14 protein-coding genes and 3 pseudogenes are annotated in these 17,086 nt (G+C 40.7%); 2 read left to right on the top strand and 15 right to left on the bottom strand.

Annotated features, from left to right (window positions below; all coding sequences use genetic code 11):
* Nucleotides 1–3 precede the first annotated feature (3 nt).
* From L0B17_RS09510 to L0B17_RS09500, 3 genes and pseudogenes are all read right to left on the bottom strand, one after another.
* Nucleotides 4–735 carry a nucleotidyltransferase family protein gene (locus L0B17_RS09510; RefSeq protein ID WP_235084361.1) on the bottom strand — a complete coding sequence of 244 codons (732 nt, stop codon included), beginning with the start codon at nt 733–735 and terminating at the stop codon, nt 4–6.
* A pseudogene (locus L0B17_RS09505) lies at nt 735–1,786 on the bottom strand (XdhC family protein). The gene L0B17_RS09510 and the pseudogene L0B17_RS09505 overlap by 1 nt, the downstream one beginning before the upstream one ends.
* A gap of 197 nt (nt 1,787–1,983) precedes the next feature.
* The gene (locus L0B17_RS09500) at nt 1,984–2,628 is read right to left on the bottom strand and encodes an MBL fold metallo-hydrolase (protein WP_235084359.1); all 645 of its coding nucleotides are present in this window, start codon (nt 2,626–2,628) and stop codon (nt 1,984–1,986) included.
* Nucleotides 2,629–2,790: 162 nt separating this feature from the next.
* On the opposite strand from L0B17_RS09500, the gene L0B17_RS09495 reads away from it, so the two are divergent.
* Nucleotides 2,791–4,080 (top strand): alpha/beta fold hydrolase, encoded by a 1,290-nt coding sequence (locus L0B17_RS09495; protein WP_235084357.1) that lies wholly within the window; start codon nt 2,791–2,793, stop codon nt 4,078–4,080.
* A gap of 97 nt (nt 4,081–4,177) precedes the next feature.
* Here L0B17_RS09495 and L0B17_RS09490 read toward each other — a convergent pair whose 3' ends face one another.
* From L0B17_RS09490 to L0B17_RS18170, 3 genes are all read right to left on the bottom strand, one after another.
* Complete coding sequence (locus tag L0B17_RS09490; protein WP_235084355.1) at nt 4,178–4,834, bottom strand: nitroreductase family protein; 657 nt, start codon at nt 4,832–4,834, stop codon at nt 4,178–4,180.
* 114 nt (nt 4,835–4,948) lie between these two features.
* Complete coding sequence (locus tag L0B17_RS09485) at nt 4,949–5,137, bottom strand: hypothetical protein (RefSeq protein WP_235089954.1); 189 nt, start codon at nt 5,135–5,137, stop codon at nt 4,949–4,951.
* A 310-nt stretch (nt 5,138–5,447) separates the two neighbouring features.
* Nucleotides 5,448–6,926 carry an ATP-binding cassette domain-containing protein gene (locus L0B17_RS18170; protein WP_272491873.1) on the bottom strand — a complete coding sequence of 493 codons (1,479 nt, stop codon included), beginning with the start codon at nt 6,924–6,926 and terminating at the stop codon, nt 5,448–5,450.
* Nucleotides 6,927–7,023: 97 nt separating this feature from the next.
* Here L0B17_RS18170 and L0B17_RS09465 point away from each other — a divergent pair.
* A pseudogene (locus L0B17_RS09465) lies at nt 7,024–7,218 on the top strand (alpha/beta hydrolase); the annotation flags it as partial.
* Nucleotides 7,219–7,690: 472 nt separating this feature from the next.
* Here the strand turns inward: L0B17_RS09465 and L0B17_RS09460 are convergent.
* From L0B17_RS09460 to phhA, 9 genes and pseudogenes are all read right to left on the bottom strand, one after another.
* On the bottom strand, nt 7,691–8,134 hold the full coding sequence (locus L0B17_RS09460) for a hypothetical protein (RefSeq protein ID WP_235084349.1): 444 nt from the start codon (nt 8,132–8,134) through the stop codon (nt 7,691–7,693).
* 129 nt (nt 8,135–8,263) lie between these two features.
* Nucleotides 8,264–8,707 (bottom strand): hypothetical protein, encoded by a 444-nt coding sequence (locus tag L0B17_RS09455; protein WP_235084347.1) that lies wholly within the window; start codon nt 8,705–8,707, stop codon nt 8,264–8,266.
* A gap of 329 nt (nt 8,708–9,036) precedes the next feature.
* A pseudogene (locus L0B17_RS09450) lies at nt 9,037–10,994 on the bottom strand (DNA topoisomerase III).
* A 178-nt stretch (nt 10,995–11,172) separates the two neighbouring features.
* Nucleotides 11,173–11,874, bottom strand: a complete 702-nt coding sequence (locus L0B17_RS09445; protein WP_235084345.1) for a nucleotidyltransferase family protein — start codon at nt 11,872–11,874, stop codon at nt 11,173–11,175.
* 10 nt (nt 11,875–11,884) lie between these two features.
* Complete coding sequence (maiA, locus tag L0B17_RS09440; protein ID WP_235084344.1) at nt 11,885–12,535, bottom strand: maleylacetoacetate isomerase; 651 nt, start codon at nt 12,533–12,535, stop codon at nt 11,885–11,887.
* A gap of 70 nt (nt 12,536–12,605) precedes the next feature.
* Nucleotides 12,606–13,592: a fumarylacetoacetate hydrolase family protein gene (locus L0B17_RS09435; RefSeq protein ID WP_235084342.1), complete on the bottom strand. Its 987-nt coding sequence runs from the start codon at nt 13,590–13,592 to the stop codon at nt 12,606–12,608.
* Nucleotides 13,593–13,864: 272 nt separating this feature from the next.
* Complete coding sequence (gene tyrR / locus L0B17_RS09430; RefSeq protein WP_235084338.1) at nt 13,865–15,403, bottom strand: transcriptional regulator TyrR; 1,539 nt, start codon at nt 15,401–15,403, stop codon at nt 13,865–13,867.
* A gap of 160 nt (nt 15,404–15,563) precedes the next feature.
* On the bottom strand, nt 15,564–15,902 hold the full coding sequence (locus L0B17_RS09425) for a 4a-hydroxytetrahydrobiopterin dehydratase (RefSeq protein ID WP_226415150.1): 339 nt from the start codon (nt 15,900–15,902) through the stop codon (nt 15,564–15,566).
* Between the two features lie 70 nt (nt 15,903–15,972).
* Nucleotides 15,973–16,770, bottom strand: a complete 798-nt coding sequence (gene phhA / locus L0B17_RS09420; protein ID WP_235084334.1) for a phenylalanine 4-monooxygenase — start codon at nt 16,768–16,770, stop codon at nt 15,973–15,975.
* Between the last annotated feature and the right edge of the window lie 316 nt (nt 16,771–17,086).

The following is a 17,086-nucleotide window of genomic DNA, read 5'->3' as shown; positions in this document are numbered from 1 at the left end:
CACTTACTCCTGGGTTGCCAAAAATCTTGTTAGATCGGCTCGGGTATCAATATCTATGCTCGCTTGCGGTAGGTCTATACACACTAAACGATGTGATTGTTGTCGTTTTTTTAATATTTTTTTAGCACCACTGTCACCAGTTAACGCTAATAGTTGTTCAAAATCTTGCGCTAAAAATATAGCAGGCACACCCACACTTTGCTGATAAAAGGCGCTCGTTGTCTGATTCTGTGTCACAAAAGATTGCAGTAAAGTCAGGTAATGATCAGCGGTTAATGCGACCTGATCGGCTAATATCAACATTAATCCGCAAGCTTGCTGTTCAAGCGCATAATGAACTGCACTGTGTATTGATGTCGCCAAACCTTGCTGCCACTGATGATTAACCACCACTTCCACCTGTTCAAGCATAATTGATGATAGTTCATCAGTCATTATTTGCTGTTGATTTGCACCTAATACCACAGCTACTTTTGCCAGAGTTAATGCACTCAAAGTGGCAATATTGGCTTGCTCAAGTAGATGATGATTATCATCAACCAGATTAACAGCCGATTGATTAAACCTTAATTGTACGGTTTTAATCACCTCAATTGTTGAGGCTAATATTGAATGATTAACATTAAGTTGAGCGATTTGTTTCACGCCTTCAAATCGACTACTACCGCCTGCGGCCAAAATGACCGCTACGATAGGTTTATCATCTTGTGGATTAGGTATTCTGTTCAGTGACATTAACGCATCACTTTATCTAAACTAATTAACTGGCTGTTATGTAATACCCCATGGCATTGGGCCAACATGCTTAATCCTACTGAACTTGGTAACTCGCCGCCCAACGCCAATCCCGCTGGGGCTGAAAAAAAGCCACTAAAATCATTAATATTTAATTGAGCGACATTAAGCACTTTATCGCGCCTATGTTTTGGCCCCAGTAAGGCAATGTAGCTTATATCGAACTTAACCAGTTGATTAAGCGCTTTAGCATCAAGCGTCAGGTTATGGGTCATCACAAAGGCGGCATCCAAGGTTTGATAAACCTCATCATTTACACCATCAAATGGCATTTTCATTATGTTGGCACTAGGGAAATCGTATTGACGAGCATAGGCGGTACGCTCATCAAAAATAGTCACTTGCCAGCCCAAAGTCGCCGCCATTTGCGCAATAGGTTGGGCATCTAATCCGCCGCCAAAAAGACCGAGATGAATGGGTGGAGTTATCGGAATAATCAACTGACCATGAATGTGTTTTTCAATGTGAATACCGTCAGCGATGAAGCTTTCTCCCTCATCAACTGATGCAATAAATGTCGTTTGATTAATCAATTGATTTTTAGGTTTTGCCTGCCATTTCCCACGCACTTTACTTGACGGTGTGTCTTGCTTAGCAATGTCGATGTGAAACTCACCTGTTTTGCCACTGTTTAAATCAAAATAGAGCTTTTGCAGGCCTAGATACTGATTGGCTGAGTTAATTGGTAGCATCATGATATTAACAATGCCACCACAGCCTAATTGATAGCTAGTGTCGGACTCATCGGTGGCATCATAGGTTAATTGAACAACTTGTTGGGTTTGAATGGCGCGCTGCGCATGACGTCGTAAGTCAGCTTCTAAGCAGCCACCACTGAGCATGCCTAATGTTTTGCCTAGTGGGTGGAAAAACATGATAGCACCGGTTTTCGATACGAAGAACCTTGTACATGTGTAAGGATGGCGACAACCCAATCATCTTGATAATCAGTTTGCCAAACATCTAATAAATCAACCAAGTGTTGGCGCATTCTGAGCTCTAAAAACAGTGTTATGTTGATTAAACCTAACACTGTACGCTAATGATGAAAAGCGTCAAAATGTATAAAAGTATGTAATGCCGTTTTAGCGAGTGTGACAAAATACGTTTTTAACGCCTATCGCTGGGTTTAACTGAAACTATCACCCTCGTTTTAGCAAAGCTGCATGTTCAGTATTTCAATATAAACTAACTGAGTAATTGATCCGCTACAAAAGGGTTATGCTCACGTTCTTCAGCAAAAGTAGACATAGGGCCGTGACCAGGAATAAAACTGACATGATTACCTAGCGGCCACAGTTTTTGGGTTATTGAGTTCACTAAATCTTGATGATTAGATTGCGGAAAATCGGTACGGCCAATAGAGCTTCTAAACAGTACATCTCCCACCCAAGCTAATCCGGACACTTTAGAGTAAAACACGATATGTCCCGGTGTGTGTCCTGGGCAATGCAATACCGATAAAGACTGCTGCCCCACGGTAATAACATCAGCTTCTGTGAGGTACTGGTCAGGTTCAAATGCTTCAACAAGGGGAAAACCAAAGTTCTGGCTTTGTTTAGCAAGCCCTTGTAACCAAAACTGGTCCGCTATATGCGGGCCAATAATGGGCACATTTAATTCAGTGGCGAGTTTTTTAGCCCCACCAACGTGATCAATATGGCCATGGGTTAACAATACTTTTTCAACCGTTATCCCAAGCTTTGCTACTTCGGCTAAAATTCGGTCAATGTTACCACCAGGATCAACAACCGCTGCTTTGAGGCTAGTTTCGCACCAAATCACACTACAATTTTGCTGAAACGGGGTAACCGGTATGATTTGATATTTCATGAAAGACTCCCTAATGTCGCTGCCAAGGTTTTATTATTGTCTAATTTTACCTTTGCGAACTTGACCTTGATAGCTATTTACTTAAATTTAATCTGCCTGATTGATTGTGATATAGCCTACAGGCACATACAATCATCCTCAAATAAATAACGATAAGCCAAGATGATTATTTCACAAACCTTAAAAGACATTGTGGTTCAAAAGCACACCTTTTCAGTTCCTTTAGACTATCAATTGAATTCAAATCAGCAAATTTCAATTTTTGCCCGCGAAATAGCCAGTGTTGAAAATCAGCATAAATCATTACCTTACTTAGTATTCTTTCAAGGTGGTCCAGGTTTTGGCGCTGCTAGACCTATCACTAATAGTGGTTGGATAAAACGTGCATTACAGGAATACCGCGTATTACTTCTCGACCAACGTGGCACAGGCCTGTCTACACCAGTAAATGCGGTATCGTTAAGTCATTTAACCGCTACACAACAAGCCGAGTATTTAAGCCATTTTCGCGCCGACAATATCATTCGCGACGCTGAGTTTATCCGTGCAAAATTATCAGCTAACCAACCATGGAGTATTCTAGGCCAAAGCTTTGGTGGTTTTTGCGTGCTGCATTATTTGTCAGCTGCACCGCAAGGTGTGAAAGAAGCTTATATCACTGGCGGTGTTCCTTCATTAACACGCTGTGCCGATGAGGTTTATCAAGCCACTTACCAACGTGTGTTAGCTAAAAATGCAGACTTTTTTACTCGATTTACTGACGCGAGAACCTTAGTAGACCGTATCGCGCAATACTTGTATGAACATAAAGTCTATTTAGCAACGGGTGAGCAACTCACTGTCGAAATGTTCCAATTATTGGGCATTAATTTAGGCATGGAGCAAGGGCCTGAAGCGGTTTATTACTTGCTAGAACAAGCTCTTATTGAGACAAGCCAGGGCACTGAAGTTAACCCACTTTTCTTACATCAATTTAGCCAATTTTTAGACTACAACACAAATCCAATATTTGCCCTGTTGCATGAGTCTATTTATTGCCAGCAAAGTGCATCAAAATGGGCTGCTCATAGGGTGCGAGATAACTACCCTGAGTTTCATTATCAACCAGAACAGCCATTACTATTTACAGGCGAAATGGTTTACCCGTGGATGTTCAATCAATTTAACGCGCTAAAACCGCTTGCTGCGGCGGCAGCATTAATAGCCGAGCACAAAGATTGGCCTGACTTATACGATTTAAGCCAACTTGCAAATAATACGGTTCCTGTTGCTGCCGCCATTTATAGCGAGGACATGTATGTCGACATGCAATATAGCTTAGAAACCGCCAAACAAGTCGGTAACTTAAAATATTGGCTTACCTCTGAATATGAACACAACGGCATTCGTATCGATGGCGAACATATTTTAGATAAATTGATTAGCCTTAATCGCGGCCATTGCTTACGTTAAAAAATTAAACATCAACATTATAATAAAATCAAAAGGGGCATAAGATTTAATCTTATGCCCCTTTACATAGCGCCAATCGTGATAAACGATTAGCCCATTATAAAACCTGCAATACTTTATCTTGAGCTAAACGCGACTTAGGCAACTTGGCATTGTAGTCTTCATCTGAATGGTGATAACCAAATGCTAAGGCAACTTCACACACATAACCGTCGAGCTCTTTAGCAAAAATTTGCCCCAGCAATTCACTGTCTACGCCTTCCATCGGGGTAGAATCAATACCAAGACGCGCTAACGTGTGCATAGTATTACCTAAGGCTAAATAGGTTTGAGACTTAGTCCAAGGCGCATTATTACCCGCTGCATCGGTATTTAAATCAACAAATGCGTATGAACCAAATGCACCTTCGCGAGCTTCAGCCTTAGTACGGCCATCAATAATGCCTTGGTCAACCACTTTGGCATAATCTTCGCGAGTATACTTAGGGTTATATGCAAACAATATTGTATGTGAAGCCGTTTTAGCATGAGGTTGATTAAACTGAAACTTATTAGCATAAGAGTCATGTAGACGTTGTTTTGCAGCATCACTTTCAATCACGATAAATTTCCATGGTTGAGAGTTTATTGATGAAGGTGACAACACCATTGCATCATAAATAACGGCTAAATCATCTTGTGATACGCGCTTAGTCGCATCATAGCGTTTTGCGGTGTAACGTTTTTCTAAATCAGAAATAATAGCGTGAGTCATGTGATGCTCCATAAAAATAAAAGATGACGGTTTCAATAAATCAAATGGTTAACAATAAATTCGGCTGATATGTATCTCGCATATATTGTGCTTAATAACGTGTTTTCAAGGGTATTAACGCCATTTAATTGAACACCCCATACTGGCGTTGTTGTTCAGGCCCTTTCCAATGACTGCAATTAATTGCATGGTATTCACCAGCTCTGGGACGCGATTAGGATCATTTTGTAACCACACATCGTCTAAGCGACCACGATATTGCAACTCACCCTGGGCATTAAAACCAAAAACTTTGGGGTACACACAGTGCCGTAGTGTTGACCAACATGCTGATCTTCATTCACTAAATACGGAAAAGTAAACCCATGCAGCTCTGCAAAACGAAGCATGTTTTCAGGCGAGTCTGACTCAACCTGATGGTAGTCATTTGACATCACGCTTAACTTTGCTCGCTATATACAGGGTAAAAATTGAAACATTATCAATTTATTTTTAGTAATAGAATTTGAGCCATGCCATAAGCGCTACATAACCGTTCGCCATAACGCTGCAACAGCCTGAAACAAAACAGCCAACCTCAATTGACTGTTTTTTAGGAGACCATTACATCAGGTTAAGTTAACGTTGGCCCGCTGACCACTGCCCGATAGCCTTGCTGGGCATCATCTAAAACAAACTCAATATAGTGCTCAATACTATCAAGGCTATCTTGTTGATAATGTGACACATACAATAATTGACTTAAGTGCTCTTTGGCGATGAGTTCAAGGGCGTTTTTAATCAATCTACGCCCCAGATAATCTAAACCTTGATAAGGCTCGTCGAGGATCAATAACGTTGGCTGTTTAACAATGGCCCTGGCGATTAACAATAACCGCTGCTGGCCATATTCTAATTGCCTAAATGACGATTTACTCAAATGACCCATGTGTAAAATGGCTAACCACTCAGTTGCGATAGCCACTTGTTGCGTTGTCGGTTGTTGATACAAACCAATCGAGTCATAAAAGCCCGATACAATCACATCTAAGGCACTGCTATTAACCCGATATTGTAAATGCAACGCCGAGGACACCATACCAATATGCTTTTTAATCTCCCAAATGCTTTCGCCTGAACCTCTTTTTTTACCGAAAATATCAATGTCATTGCTATAACACTGCGGGTGATCGCCAAAAATAAGCCCAAGCAAAGTACTTTTACCGCAACCATTAGGACCTTTAACTTGCCAATGCACGCCATTATCGATGCGCCAATTCACCCCAGAAAAAATCACTTTATCACTGTAAGCCACTCGGCCATTGTTCAATTGAAAAACTGGATTTGCAAAGGTTGGACGGTGACGATGGCGACGAATAAGCGCCAACAACTCTTCGCTTTGTTGGCCAGACTGCGCGGTAAGTTGGCTTATAAGCGGATGATTATCCCACTCAGACTTAATCATTACACTGTCTAGTGCGCCATGATTAAACATCGCAATATGCTCAATCCAGTCTGGCATATCTTCTTCACGCGACACCACCACCAGCATTTGTACTGTTTGCGATAACTGCTGTAAATAGTGACTTAACGCTTGTCGATGGCCAACATCAAGCCCTGCATAAGGTTCATCGAGCACTAAAAAAGACACTTTGGTTGCCACTGCGCGGGCAAGCATCACCCGGCGGCTTTCGCCGGTAGAAAGCTGGGTAAACGGACTAGCACTCAACTGAATGAGATCTAATTGCTGCAATAATCGATGAGTCAGCACTTCATCATTACATTGAGCAAAGATAACCCCATAAACCGTAGTTTTAGGATCGATATAGCCTAAAGATCCGCTGTCATCTTGATCAAGAATATCGTCGAGTAACTGTTGCTGTTCATGCAAAGACACCAAGGCGACTTTCGAGCTGTCTACTCCCGATAGCTTGCCAGAATAGGTCAAGGTTTTATCTTGCGCTTGCTGAGTGAAGAGCTGGCCCAATAAGGCACCTAAACCACCTTCGGTACTAAACACCCCCCAAGATTGTTGCGGTTCAATAAGCCAATCATCAATGTCTATCGTCACACTAGACGAACGGCATTGCAGCTGTGTAAATCTGATTTCCATTTGGGCGCTTATCCTCGTCTATTAATACTGATTATTTAGCAGAGTTTTAGCCAGAGTGTCTCACAAGACGGTTTGTGAAATCGACAAAAAAAGACAGGCCATTTATAGCGAGGACATGTATGTCGACATGCTATATAGCTTAGAAACCGCCAAACAAGTCGGTAACTTAAAATATTGGCTTAACTTAAAATATTGGCTTACCTCTAAATATGAACACAACGGCATTCGTATCGATGGCGAACATATTCTAGATAAGTTGATTAGCCTTAATCGCGGCCATTGCTTACGTTAAAAAGTAGAAAAAGTCGCGAGTGTAAAATACTATAGCCATTATAGGATTGCTCTAATGCCTATTCATTGATGCTTACATCATAGTCAATGTCTAATTCAGCATGACTTAAGTATCAATAGATAAGAGGTGCCAGTTCTACACAATTTCATGCGTTTAATGACCGATATTCAACCAATCAGATTAAGTTTTAATTTCCCCATAAAAAGGCAACCCGTTTGGGTTAACGCTTCTCTGAAGATAAGTTATCTAAACAAAGCTCTGATTACCGCATCAAGTAACTACGGTTGTATTTCTGTTTTAACTAAAGTGGCTATTATGTCAGCAATTCAATCTTGCCCCATTTTTAAACAGACTTATCAGCAATTATTGCCTGTATGAAATATGGCTGTGAGATTAAATTCGATGTTAAGAGATGGTGTTTTATGGGCAGCGCTAAAAGCTTAATATTAACTCTTCACGCCATAGTCTCTTGTTATCTGTTGTTGCTATATTTTGAATAAATATTTTTAAATATACTACTTCTGAAAACCAGTAAGATGCTTATCAGTATAACAAATATTGAGCCATAATTGATTTGACCCATTGATAAATAATGATTTAAAAAAATACCTATATGCTTAATAAGTAATGAAATACCAATTAAAAATAAACCCGCACTTACAATTTCAACATCCGTACATTTATTCAGTTCAGGTTCATTTGTATAAATTTTATCAGCAATACACTCTGCATACTTCCAGAGAGCTATGCCACTAATGATTGGCAAAAGAACCGTTGCAGATACAACAGCCAACAGCTTAGGTGGGAATAAACTATTTACATTTCCAGAAAAAACAACAGGTAGAAATGAGTACAATGTTGTTAAAGCCAAATATAAAGCAAGTATTTTTATAAGCAAAATTGAAAATGATTTCATAAAACCTCTAAACATCTAAACATCTAACGAGACTGTTGCATGTATTGTTGTAAATCAATCGTTTAATCACCGCAGGTAGGATGGTGTAGAGGCAAAAGGTTAGATATCTGCGGCTACCCCATTAAACAGTTATACACCACACTCTACTTTTTTATAATCATCTTCAGAAACTGAGCTACTCGGTAGAGTGAATCCTATATTCTCTACAACTTGTGAATCGGCTTTATCAATAGTGAACACATGTAACTTTCCTGTCTCCTCACCACAAACAGTAGCGTAAATCACTTGAGTTAAAGAACCGCAACTTTCACTTTTCACTTCTATATTGGCATCTAATAAATAGCTCTTAGTCAGAGAAATAGGTAAACCATTGTTCTGGCATTGTAGCTCCCTGGTACTTATATAAACATCGATATCATTGTTGGGATCCGATGCATCACAACCAGAAAGAATGGCTAATGTTGATAATATTATGTGGTTAATTTTCAATATGTACTCCATCACTTTATTAAAATTTATAATACTTTGCCAGTCGGAAAATACTGCGTTGGGACCGGAACGGCCAACAGTCATTTCACCAGTGAGTCTATGAACGAAATATTACAATATGTTATGCCTAAATTGCTTTCAAATCATATTTGTTCTGTTAATTTCTGGGCAGTGTCTTGTGCTATTTTACTGAGTTTATTAAGTCTATTCTGATTCTCTAACGCTTGAACGCTGTGTATCGTAACTCTAATTAAATCAGCAACATTTTTTGATATTTTAAATAATTGGTCATATTACTCTGGAGCATCATCAAAAAAAGAGAAGCTTCATCACTTACAGTTCCGCGCAACATGTTGGTTCGGGAATGGATAAATTGAACTTTCCCAAAGCAGTCATGAAGATACATCAATGGATTAGCTTTTCGCTTTAACTTTCTTTTTATACGACTTCTTAAAACTGCGTTTAGGTGCCGTACTAGCAACGCCTTGTAGTGCTGACGGTAACTGGCTAGATGCCTGGCTGATTAAACCTTCTAATTGGCTCAGTAATGGCTGCATAAACGCATCATACTTAAGCCGTTTTTGACTGATGGCATCTAGGCTATTTTCCCATAATGCGGTCATGTCGGGAGTGGTTGCAGACTCAGGTAAACTGCGGATTAAACCAGTACCGACTGGCGTAGCAAGAATTGATTTCCCTTGTCTAACTAAGTAACCGCGCTTAAATAACAATTCAATAATCCCTGCCCGAGTGGCTTCGGTTCCTAACCCGTCAGTTTCTTTAAGGATTTTTTTAATTTCACTATCCGTAACATAACGGCTAATACCCGTCATCGCGCCTAATAAGGTGGCGTCGGTAAAATGCTTTGGTGCCTGAGTCATTTTTTCTAATAACTCGCCACGCTCACATTGCAGTATTTGTCCTTTAACTAATGGTGGCAACGACGGTCCCCCATCGTCGTTATCATCTTCACTGCTGTTTGAATGATTATTGGCCTGATTTGTTGTTGTGCGTTTAAACAGTTGCTTCCAACCTAGGGTTTTATCTTGACGGGCTTTGGTAGTAAACAAGCCACCAGCAATGGTCACTTCAACTGCGGTTTCAGCGTAAATATAAGCGGGGTAAAACTGAGCTAGATATTGGCGTGCTACATGCTGATATAACTTGGCCTCATTACTGGATAACGATGACAAGTTAGCCACTTTTTCGGTTGGCACTATGGCATGGTGGGCATCGACTTTACTGTCGTCCCACGCCTTAGACTTAAGCTTGGCATTGGGCGCGTCGCACCCTTCAACGAGTCCGGCCGCACCTTTGAGTACCGCGTCCAATACTTTAGGGGCTAAGCCATGTTGATCTTTGGGTAAATAACGGCTGTCTGAACGGGGGTAGGTAATCAATTTATGCCGTTCGTACAAACTCTGGCAGGTATCAAGCACCTCTTTTGCCGATAGCCCAAAACGCTTCGCCGCATCGATTTGCAGTGCTGATAGGCTATAAGGCAATGGTGGGTTTTGTCGTTTATCTTTGGCTTCAAGCTTGGTGACTTCAGCAGGTTGACCATTAATACGGTGAACCACATTTTCGGCTAAACCTTTGGCTAATACCCGACCATCTTCATCCATATAAGGCTGGCAAGCCTCACTAGGTTGCCATTTGGCAGTAAAATTTTGCTGTTGATCTGTGACTAAATGGGCTAATACTTCATAAAAAGACTTGGGCTTAAAATCGGCGATTTCATCATCACGGCGAACCACTAATCCAAGTAAGGGGTTTGAACCCTGCCCACTGATAACACACCTTGGTAACCAACCTTTTTACCTTGAATGGTATAAGCGCGTGTCATGTTCATGCCATATAACCAATCTGCACGGCTGCGAGCTAATGCTGAGGTTGATAAAGGAATAAAGTCACGGTTGCTGCGCAGCTGTCCTAGTGCCCTTTTAACCGCTTGCGGGTTTAAATCACTGATTAATAGACGTTGTATATTACTCAGCTTGTCGCCTTTTACGCCCAAATAGGAAATCACCTCATCGACTAACAATTGCCCTTCACGATCGGGATCGCCTGCATTAATAATTGCTGAGGCTTGCTTAACTAATTTACGTAATACGGTTAATTGGCTACGGGTTTTAGGTTTGGGTTTTAATTGCCACGTTTGCGGAATAATGGGTAAATGTTCGAGCTTCCATGATTTAAACGCGGCATCGTATGCATCTGGTTCAGCTTGTTCAAGTAAATGGCCAATACACCAGGACACACAATCGCCGTTAGCTGCGGTAATAAAGCCATCACCTTTTTTATGCGGTTTAGGCAATACATCAGCAATGGCTCTGCCTAGACTGGGTTTTTCTGCAATGTATAAAATCATTTAACGCCCAAACACTGTATATATTAACAGTAAAATAGCGGATTGATTGAAGTTTGGCAAGTTGTCAGCGTTTAAAGATTGTCTGTGGTTACCTGATATTAGTTAATCAATGAGCTTTTGGTGAATATTGGTTGTGCGATTGGCTATGCAATGGACTGAGGGTTGAGTGATCTATGATCTATTTTTTAGCAGATGGTTGTAATATTAATTTGGGATAGCGTGCAAGCCATTGTTTTTGGATGACTCGCTGTTGAAATAGAGTCAATGAACGCTTTGGGTTATGCGTCAGACTAAAATTAAATAAACAGGCAAGTTCAAAGGCATGAGTAAACACTAATGCGCCAATGTCAGAGCTAGAATTTGAACTGGCTGGTTGTTGTGGCTGCACTTTAAGCACATTCAATTTAACCGCGATGGCTGTTTGTTTTTCTGGCCAATACCCCATAGCATCGAGACAGGAGTGATACTGAGGATCTAGATTTCGAATATGCATTCTGGCTTGGTTTTTTACCGACCACTTGAGCGGCATGACACTGAACAGTAATTGTTCGATATGCTTTTCTTGGGTTTGAGTGATATTTTTTTCACAATAGTAAATGACATCAATATCATTTAACGCGCTTAACTCACGGCTTGGAAAACCGTGTAGATTATCCCAAACAAAATCACGTACAAAACCCGCAGCGATAGCCCAGTCAGTAATATTGAGCTTTGCAAACACTGCTGCGCAAACCGTTAATGCCTGCATCCGCACGGTATCTTGCTCAAACCACTCATTTAATTGAGCCAATTGAGCTAAATAACAGCACTCAGCTATCGGATCAAAGTGTTCCGTGCTGAGTTTATCGGTAGCAGGTTTTGCATTACTGTCTTTTAGCACAGGCAAGACCTTAACTCGCGTCAGCTTGCTGTTCTGGCGCAGCTTGAATAAAAGCATCAAGTTGATTACAGTTTTGCCATACACGAACAATATTTGGATAAGCATCCATAGGCACTTTAAAGCGCTCGGCATTATAAACCTGTGGCACGAGGCAAATATCGGCCAACGTGACCTTGTCACCAAAACAAAACTGACCAGAAAAACGTTCCAGTTGCACTTCTAACGCACTAAACCCGACATGAACCCAATGATGATACCAGGTCATTTTTTGAGTTTCATCAACGCCCATTTCTTTGACTAGGTATTGTAATACCCGTAGGTTATCTAGTGGATGAATTTCACAGGCAATGGCTTGCGACATGGCGCGCACCACAGCTTTATCTTCTAGGTTAGCCGGTAATAAACTAATTTGAGGGTATTTTTCTTCAAGATATTCAATAATCGCCAAAGACTGGGTTAAGCTAAATTCGCCTTGTTCATTACTGTCAACTAACGCAGGCACTAAGTGCTGAGGGTTTAGCTGATGGAATGCCTCAGAATGTTGCTCGCCACCATTATTAACTAAATGCACCGAAATATGCTCAGCACTTAATTGCTTCAGATTAAGTGCGATGCGAACTCGGTATGCGGCACTTGAACGCCAATATCCATACAATTTCATGTTATTTTCCCTATAAAAAAGGCAATAACATGTCTGTTATTGCCTAAATATTATCTTAATGGATAACGAATTAACCTTTGTACTCTACAACTTTTTGGTCAATAGAACCAAAAATACTGACGTTGCTGTCATCAAACATTTCAATTCGAACCGTGTCACCAAAACGCATAAATGGCGTGCTTGCTTTACCATCGGCAATAATCTCAAGCATACGTTTTTCAGCTAAACAGCTTGAGCCTGCACTGCGATCGTAATTAGAAATGGTACCCGAACCAATAATAGCACCGGCGCCCAAAGGACGAGTTTTAGCCACATGAGACACTAACTGACTAAAATCAAATGTCATGTCGACGCCCGCATTTGGACGACCAAATAATTCACTGTTTAAGTGGGTCACTAACGGCAAATGCACTTTGCTGTCTTGCCACTTGTCACCTAACTCGTCTGGCGTAATTGCAACTGGAGAAAAGGCACTTGAAGGCTTAGATTGAAAGAAGCCAAATCCTTTAGCTAATTCACCTGGAATAAGGTTACGTAAAGATACGTCATTAACTAGCATCAGTAATTTAATATGCTTAGCGGCATTTTCGCTGCTAACACCCATAGCCACATCGTCAGTAATGATAGCGATTTCAGATTCAAAATCGATACCATATTCTTCACTGGCCATTTCGATGTCGGCTTTAGGGCCGATAAAGCTGTCTGAACCACCCTGGTAAACTAATGGATCAGTCCAGAAGGTTTCTGGCATTTCAGCACCGCGCGCTTTACGCACTAACTCAACGTGATTGACGTAAGCACTGCCATCAGCCCACTGATAAGCGCGTGGTAATGGTGATAAACATTTGCTTTCGTCAAATGCAATCGCATTATCCATTTGACCAGCATTAAGCGCTTCATATAATTCTTGTAACTGTGGGTTTAATAAGTCCCACGCATCAAGCAGTTGCTGCATAGTGTGAGCAATTGCAGGTACAGCAACAGCTTTAGTTAAATCTTTGCTTACTAACATAAGTTGGCCATCACGACGACCGTTGTTATAACTTGCAAGTTTCATTATTGCTCCTAATATTGGAAAAGTCTGTCGGCCGTAAAAGAATGCGAGCCAATCAGACAATTGCAGCTTGATTGATGATAGAAATAACCGATAAACAGTGCAATAAACAGCTTGTGAGCTGAATCACATATCCGGGTATCTACCCTGATTTTGTAAATATTTGTATACATTTATAAACATGACCTGAAAATGGTGATTTTCAGGCCATGCATTGACTAAATAGCCAACAAAACTGTGGCATCAAAACGTTACAGTACTATTTCACAGCCGAATTAACGTTTCTTTGAAATGCTGTAATCACGTAATTTATTCGCAATAGCAGTATGTGATACACCCAGCTTTTTGGCTAATTGCCTTGTACTTGGATAAGCGGGATACAAACGACGTAATAAATTCGCCTCGTATTCTTTCATTGCTTCATCTAATGTGCCTTCAAACTCTTCATCAAAGTAGCCAAAACCTTCTGCATATGAAGGTAATTTAAGCTGCTCTACGGTTAATTCAGCCGACCCATCCCACATAGACACTGCACGGAAAATAGCATTTTTCAACTGACGCACATTACCAGGCCAGGCATAGGTAAATAAGTAATCTCGACAAGAGGCCGAAATACGACGCAGTGGGCTAGATAATTGCTGACTGTAATGCTCTAAAAACATTTCAGTTAACGGAATGACATCAACCTTACGCTCACGTAAAGACGGCATATGATAACTCAGCACATGAATACGATAGTACAAATCTTCTCTAAACTCGCCAGACTGGCATAGCTCGGCAAGATTTTTTTGGGTAGAACAAATAATTCGCACATCCGCACGTACTTCTTCGTCACCCCCCATGCGTCTAAACGCACCATCTTGTAATAAACGCAGTAACTTAACCTGAGCCGCTTTAGACATTTCGGCAATTTCATCTAAAAAGATCGTGCCGCCTTTTGCTTCGGCAAAAAAACCGCGTTTCACAATATGCCCATTGTGAACAAAACCAAATAACTCTTCTTCGGCAACACTATCGGGTAATGCTGCACAGTTAATGGCAATAAATGGATGCTCGCGGCGCATACTGGCGTCGTGACTGGCTCGGGCCATTAACTCTTTACCAGTACCGGTTTCACCCGTTATCAGTAACGGTGCATCTAATTGCGCCATCCGCTTAGCTTGTTTAAGCACGTCTTTCATTTTGTCACTTACGGCAAGCACATTATCAAAACCTGTCGTTTGATTTTGTAGTGCATTAAACTGCTTACCTACCCGAGCTGGCGACTTAAGTGACACTACAGCACCGGCAAGAATAGTTTTGTCATTATCGTCAGGTAAATAAATGGGCAGCATTTCGGCTAAATATTCACTGGCATTAATGGTGACACGTGAGGCAACGGCAGGTACTTGAGGCTCGCTTAACCAACGCACAAAGTTAAAGCCCTGCACCCAATGATTTAATGACTCAGCCACGACTTCATGCTCGGCCATATTTAAGGTTAATAAGGCAGACTCGTTAACAATACGAATGCGCCCCTTGGCATCAAGGGAGAATACTGAATCAGGTAAGGTTTTTAATAAGGTTTTTAAGGCGTAATGTTCTTGCTCTGAAGGCATGAAAGAGACGGTTCGCACATCATGCACACTCTCTACCTTACGAATGAGTGGCATTAGCTCGCGCAACATTTCAAAACTAATTTCGGCAAACTGCAGGTACAAAAAGCCTTTGTTGCTAGCATCAATGGCAATTAAATTAATGCCATATTTTTCAAGTACGACGAGGATGTCTTTCGCGAGACCGACGCGATCGTTACAACTCACTTCCAAACGCATAATGCTGTGATTCCCTAATTATTAGTGTTTTCTTTGGAAACTGCGCATACGGTAGAGTGTTATGATAGAGGTGGCAAGTGAAGTTTACAGCAGAATTGTAACAGAGAAATAATTCAGCACCTTACGTTTACGTAACATGCTGAATTATTGAGTGTTGTTATTAGTCTAACAACTGGTCGGTCTTGGCAGCCATGATAAAGTCATTTTTGTGCAAGCCCTTAATTGAATGTGACCACCAGGTCACAGTAACCTTACCCCATTCGGTAAAAATACCTGGGTGATGAAATTCTTCTTCCGCCAAATCAGCCAACTTGTTACTAAATGCCATGGCTAATTTGAAATTTTTAAATTTATAGACGCGCTCTAGTTGCATTACGCCATCGCGCACTTCAACTCCCCAATCAGGGATCATTCGCACTAACTCACCTAACTCGGCATCAGTTACTTTTGGGGCATCAGCTTGGCACGCTTCACATTTCATTTCAGATAGTGCAGTCATTAGGACTCCTATTTAGGTATATGGCTAATTATCATTAATAACTAGCACTAAAAAGTACGCCAAAAATGGCTTAACTTGCTTTTACTTTAGGGGCAAACTTAGGTTCAAACATTCCCAGTTCACGGGCTTGCTTAACGTAAGCCATAATATCCATTTTGGAAATTTCATCCAAATATTCAACACTTTCGATAACATAATATATCGGTTGCATAATATCGATACGATACGGTGTTCGCAGTACATCTAATAAATCAAAAGGTCGACGTTCTGGTTTATCACTTAATGCATATAAGGTTTCACCAGGGGAACTTAAAATCCCGCCGCCATAGATGTTTAATGGACCATCTTTGGCTTGCACTAACCCAAATTCAACCGTAAACCAGTATAAGCGGGCTAGAAAAACCCTATCTTCTTTTGATGCGGCTAAACCTAATTGGCCATACATATGCGAAAAATTAGCAAATGCAGGATTAGTCAGTAAAGGGCAATGACCGAAAACCTCGTGAAACACATCGGGTTCTTGTAAATAGTCAAATTCTTCTTTGGTGCGAATAAAGGTCGCCACAGGAAATTGTTTGCTGGCCAGTAATTCAAAAAACTTACCAAAAGAGATTAATGCCGGCACCGCAGCGGTTTTCCAGCCGGTTAACTCAGTCAAAATATGGTCGAGATCGGGCAGTTGAGGTATTTTGTCAACAGACATGTTTAATGTCTCAATACCTTGTAGATAGGCATCACATGCTCGCCCAGGTAAATTAGTAATTTGGCGTTGGTACAATTGCTGCCATAAATCATCCTCTTGTTCAGAATAATTAATATACCCTTGGCTATCAGGCTGATGAGAAATATACTTTGTCACGTTGCTCATTAATTCCACTTTACGTCAACTTCACTTCCTTCATATTGTGCTATGCCATCGATTTTGTTAACTCCCTCACACTTTATAGTCAGGTCAACAATGTTGTTTTTTTGTAAACCTAAGCATACAGAGTCGTATGTTACAAAAAAATAGCTAATAATATCATTGTAATATACTGGATAGTAATTGTGACAAATGTGGCTAACGATCACAAAAAATCATCATAACACCCGCTTAAATTGATTTTTACTATAGTAATTTTAAGCAGCTGATTTACAATAAGCATCAAAGACAAGTTCAATACTTTAGACAATTTTAGGATATA

The sequence above is a fragment of the Shewanella sp. OMA3-2 genome, assembly GCF_021513195.1.
Classification (GTDB): domain Bacteria; phylum Pseudomonadota; class Gammaproteobacteria; order Enterobacterales; family Shewanellaceae; genus Shewanella.
This window is presented reverse-complemented; position numbering and strand designations above follow the sequence as displayed.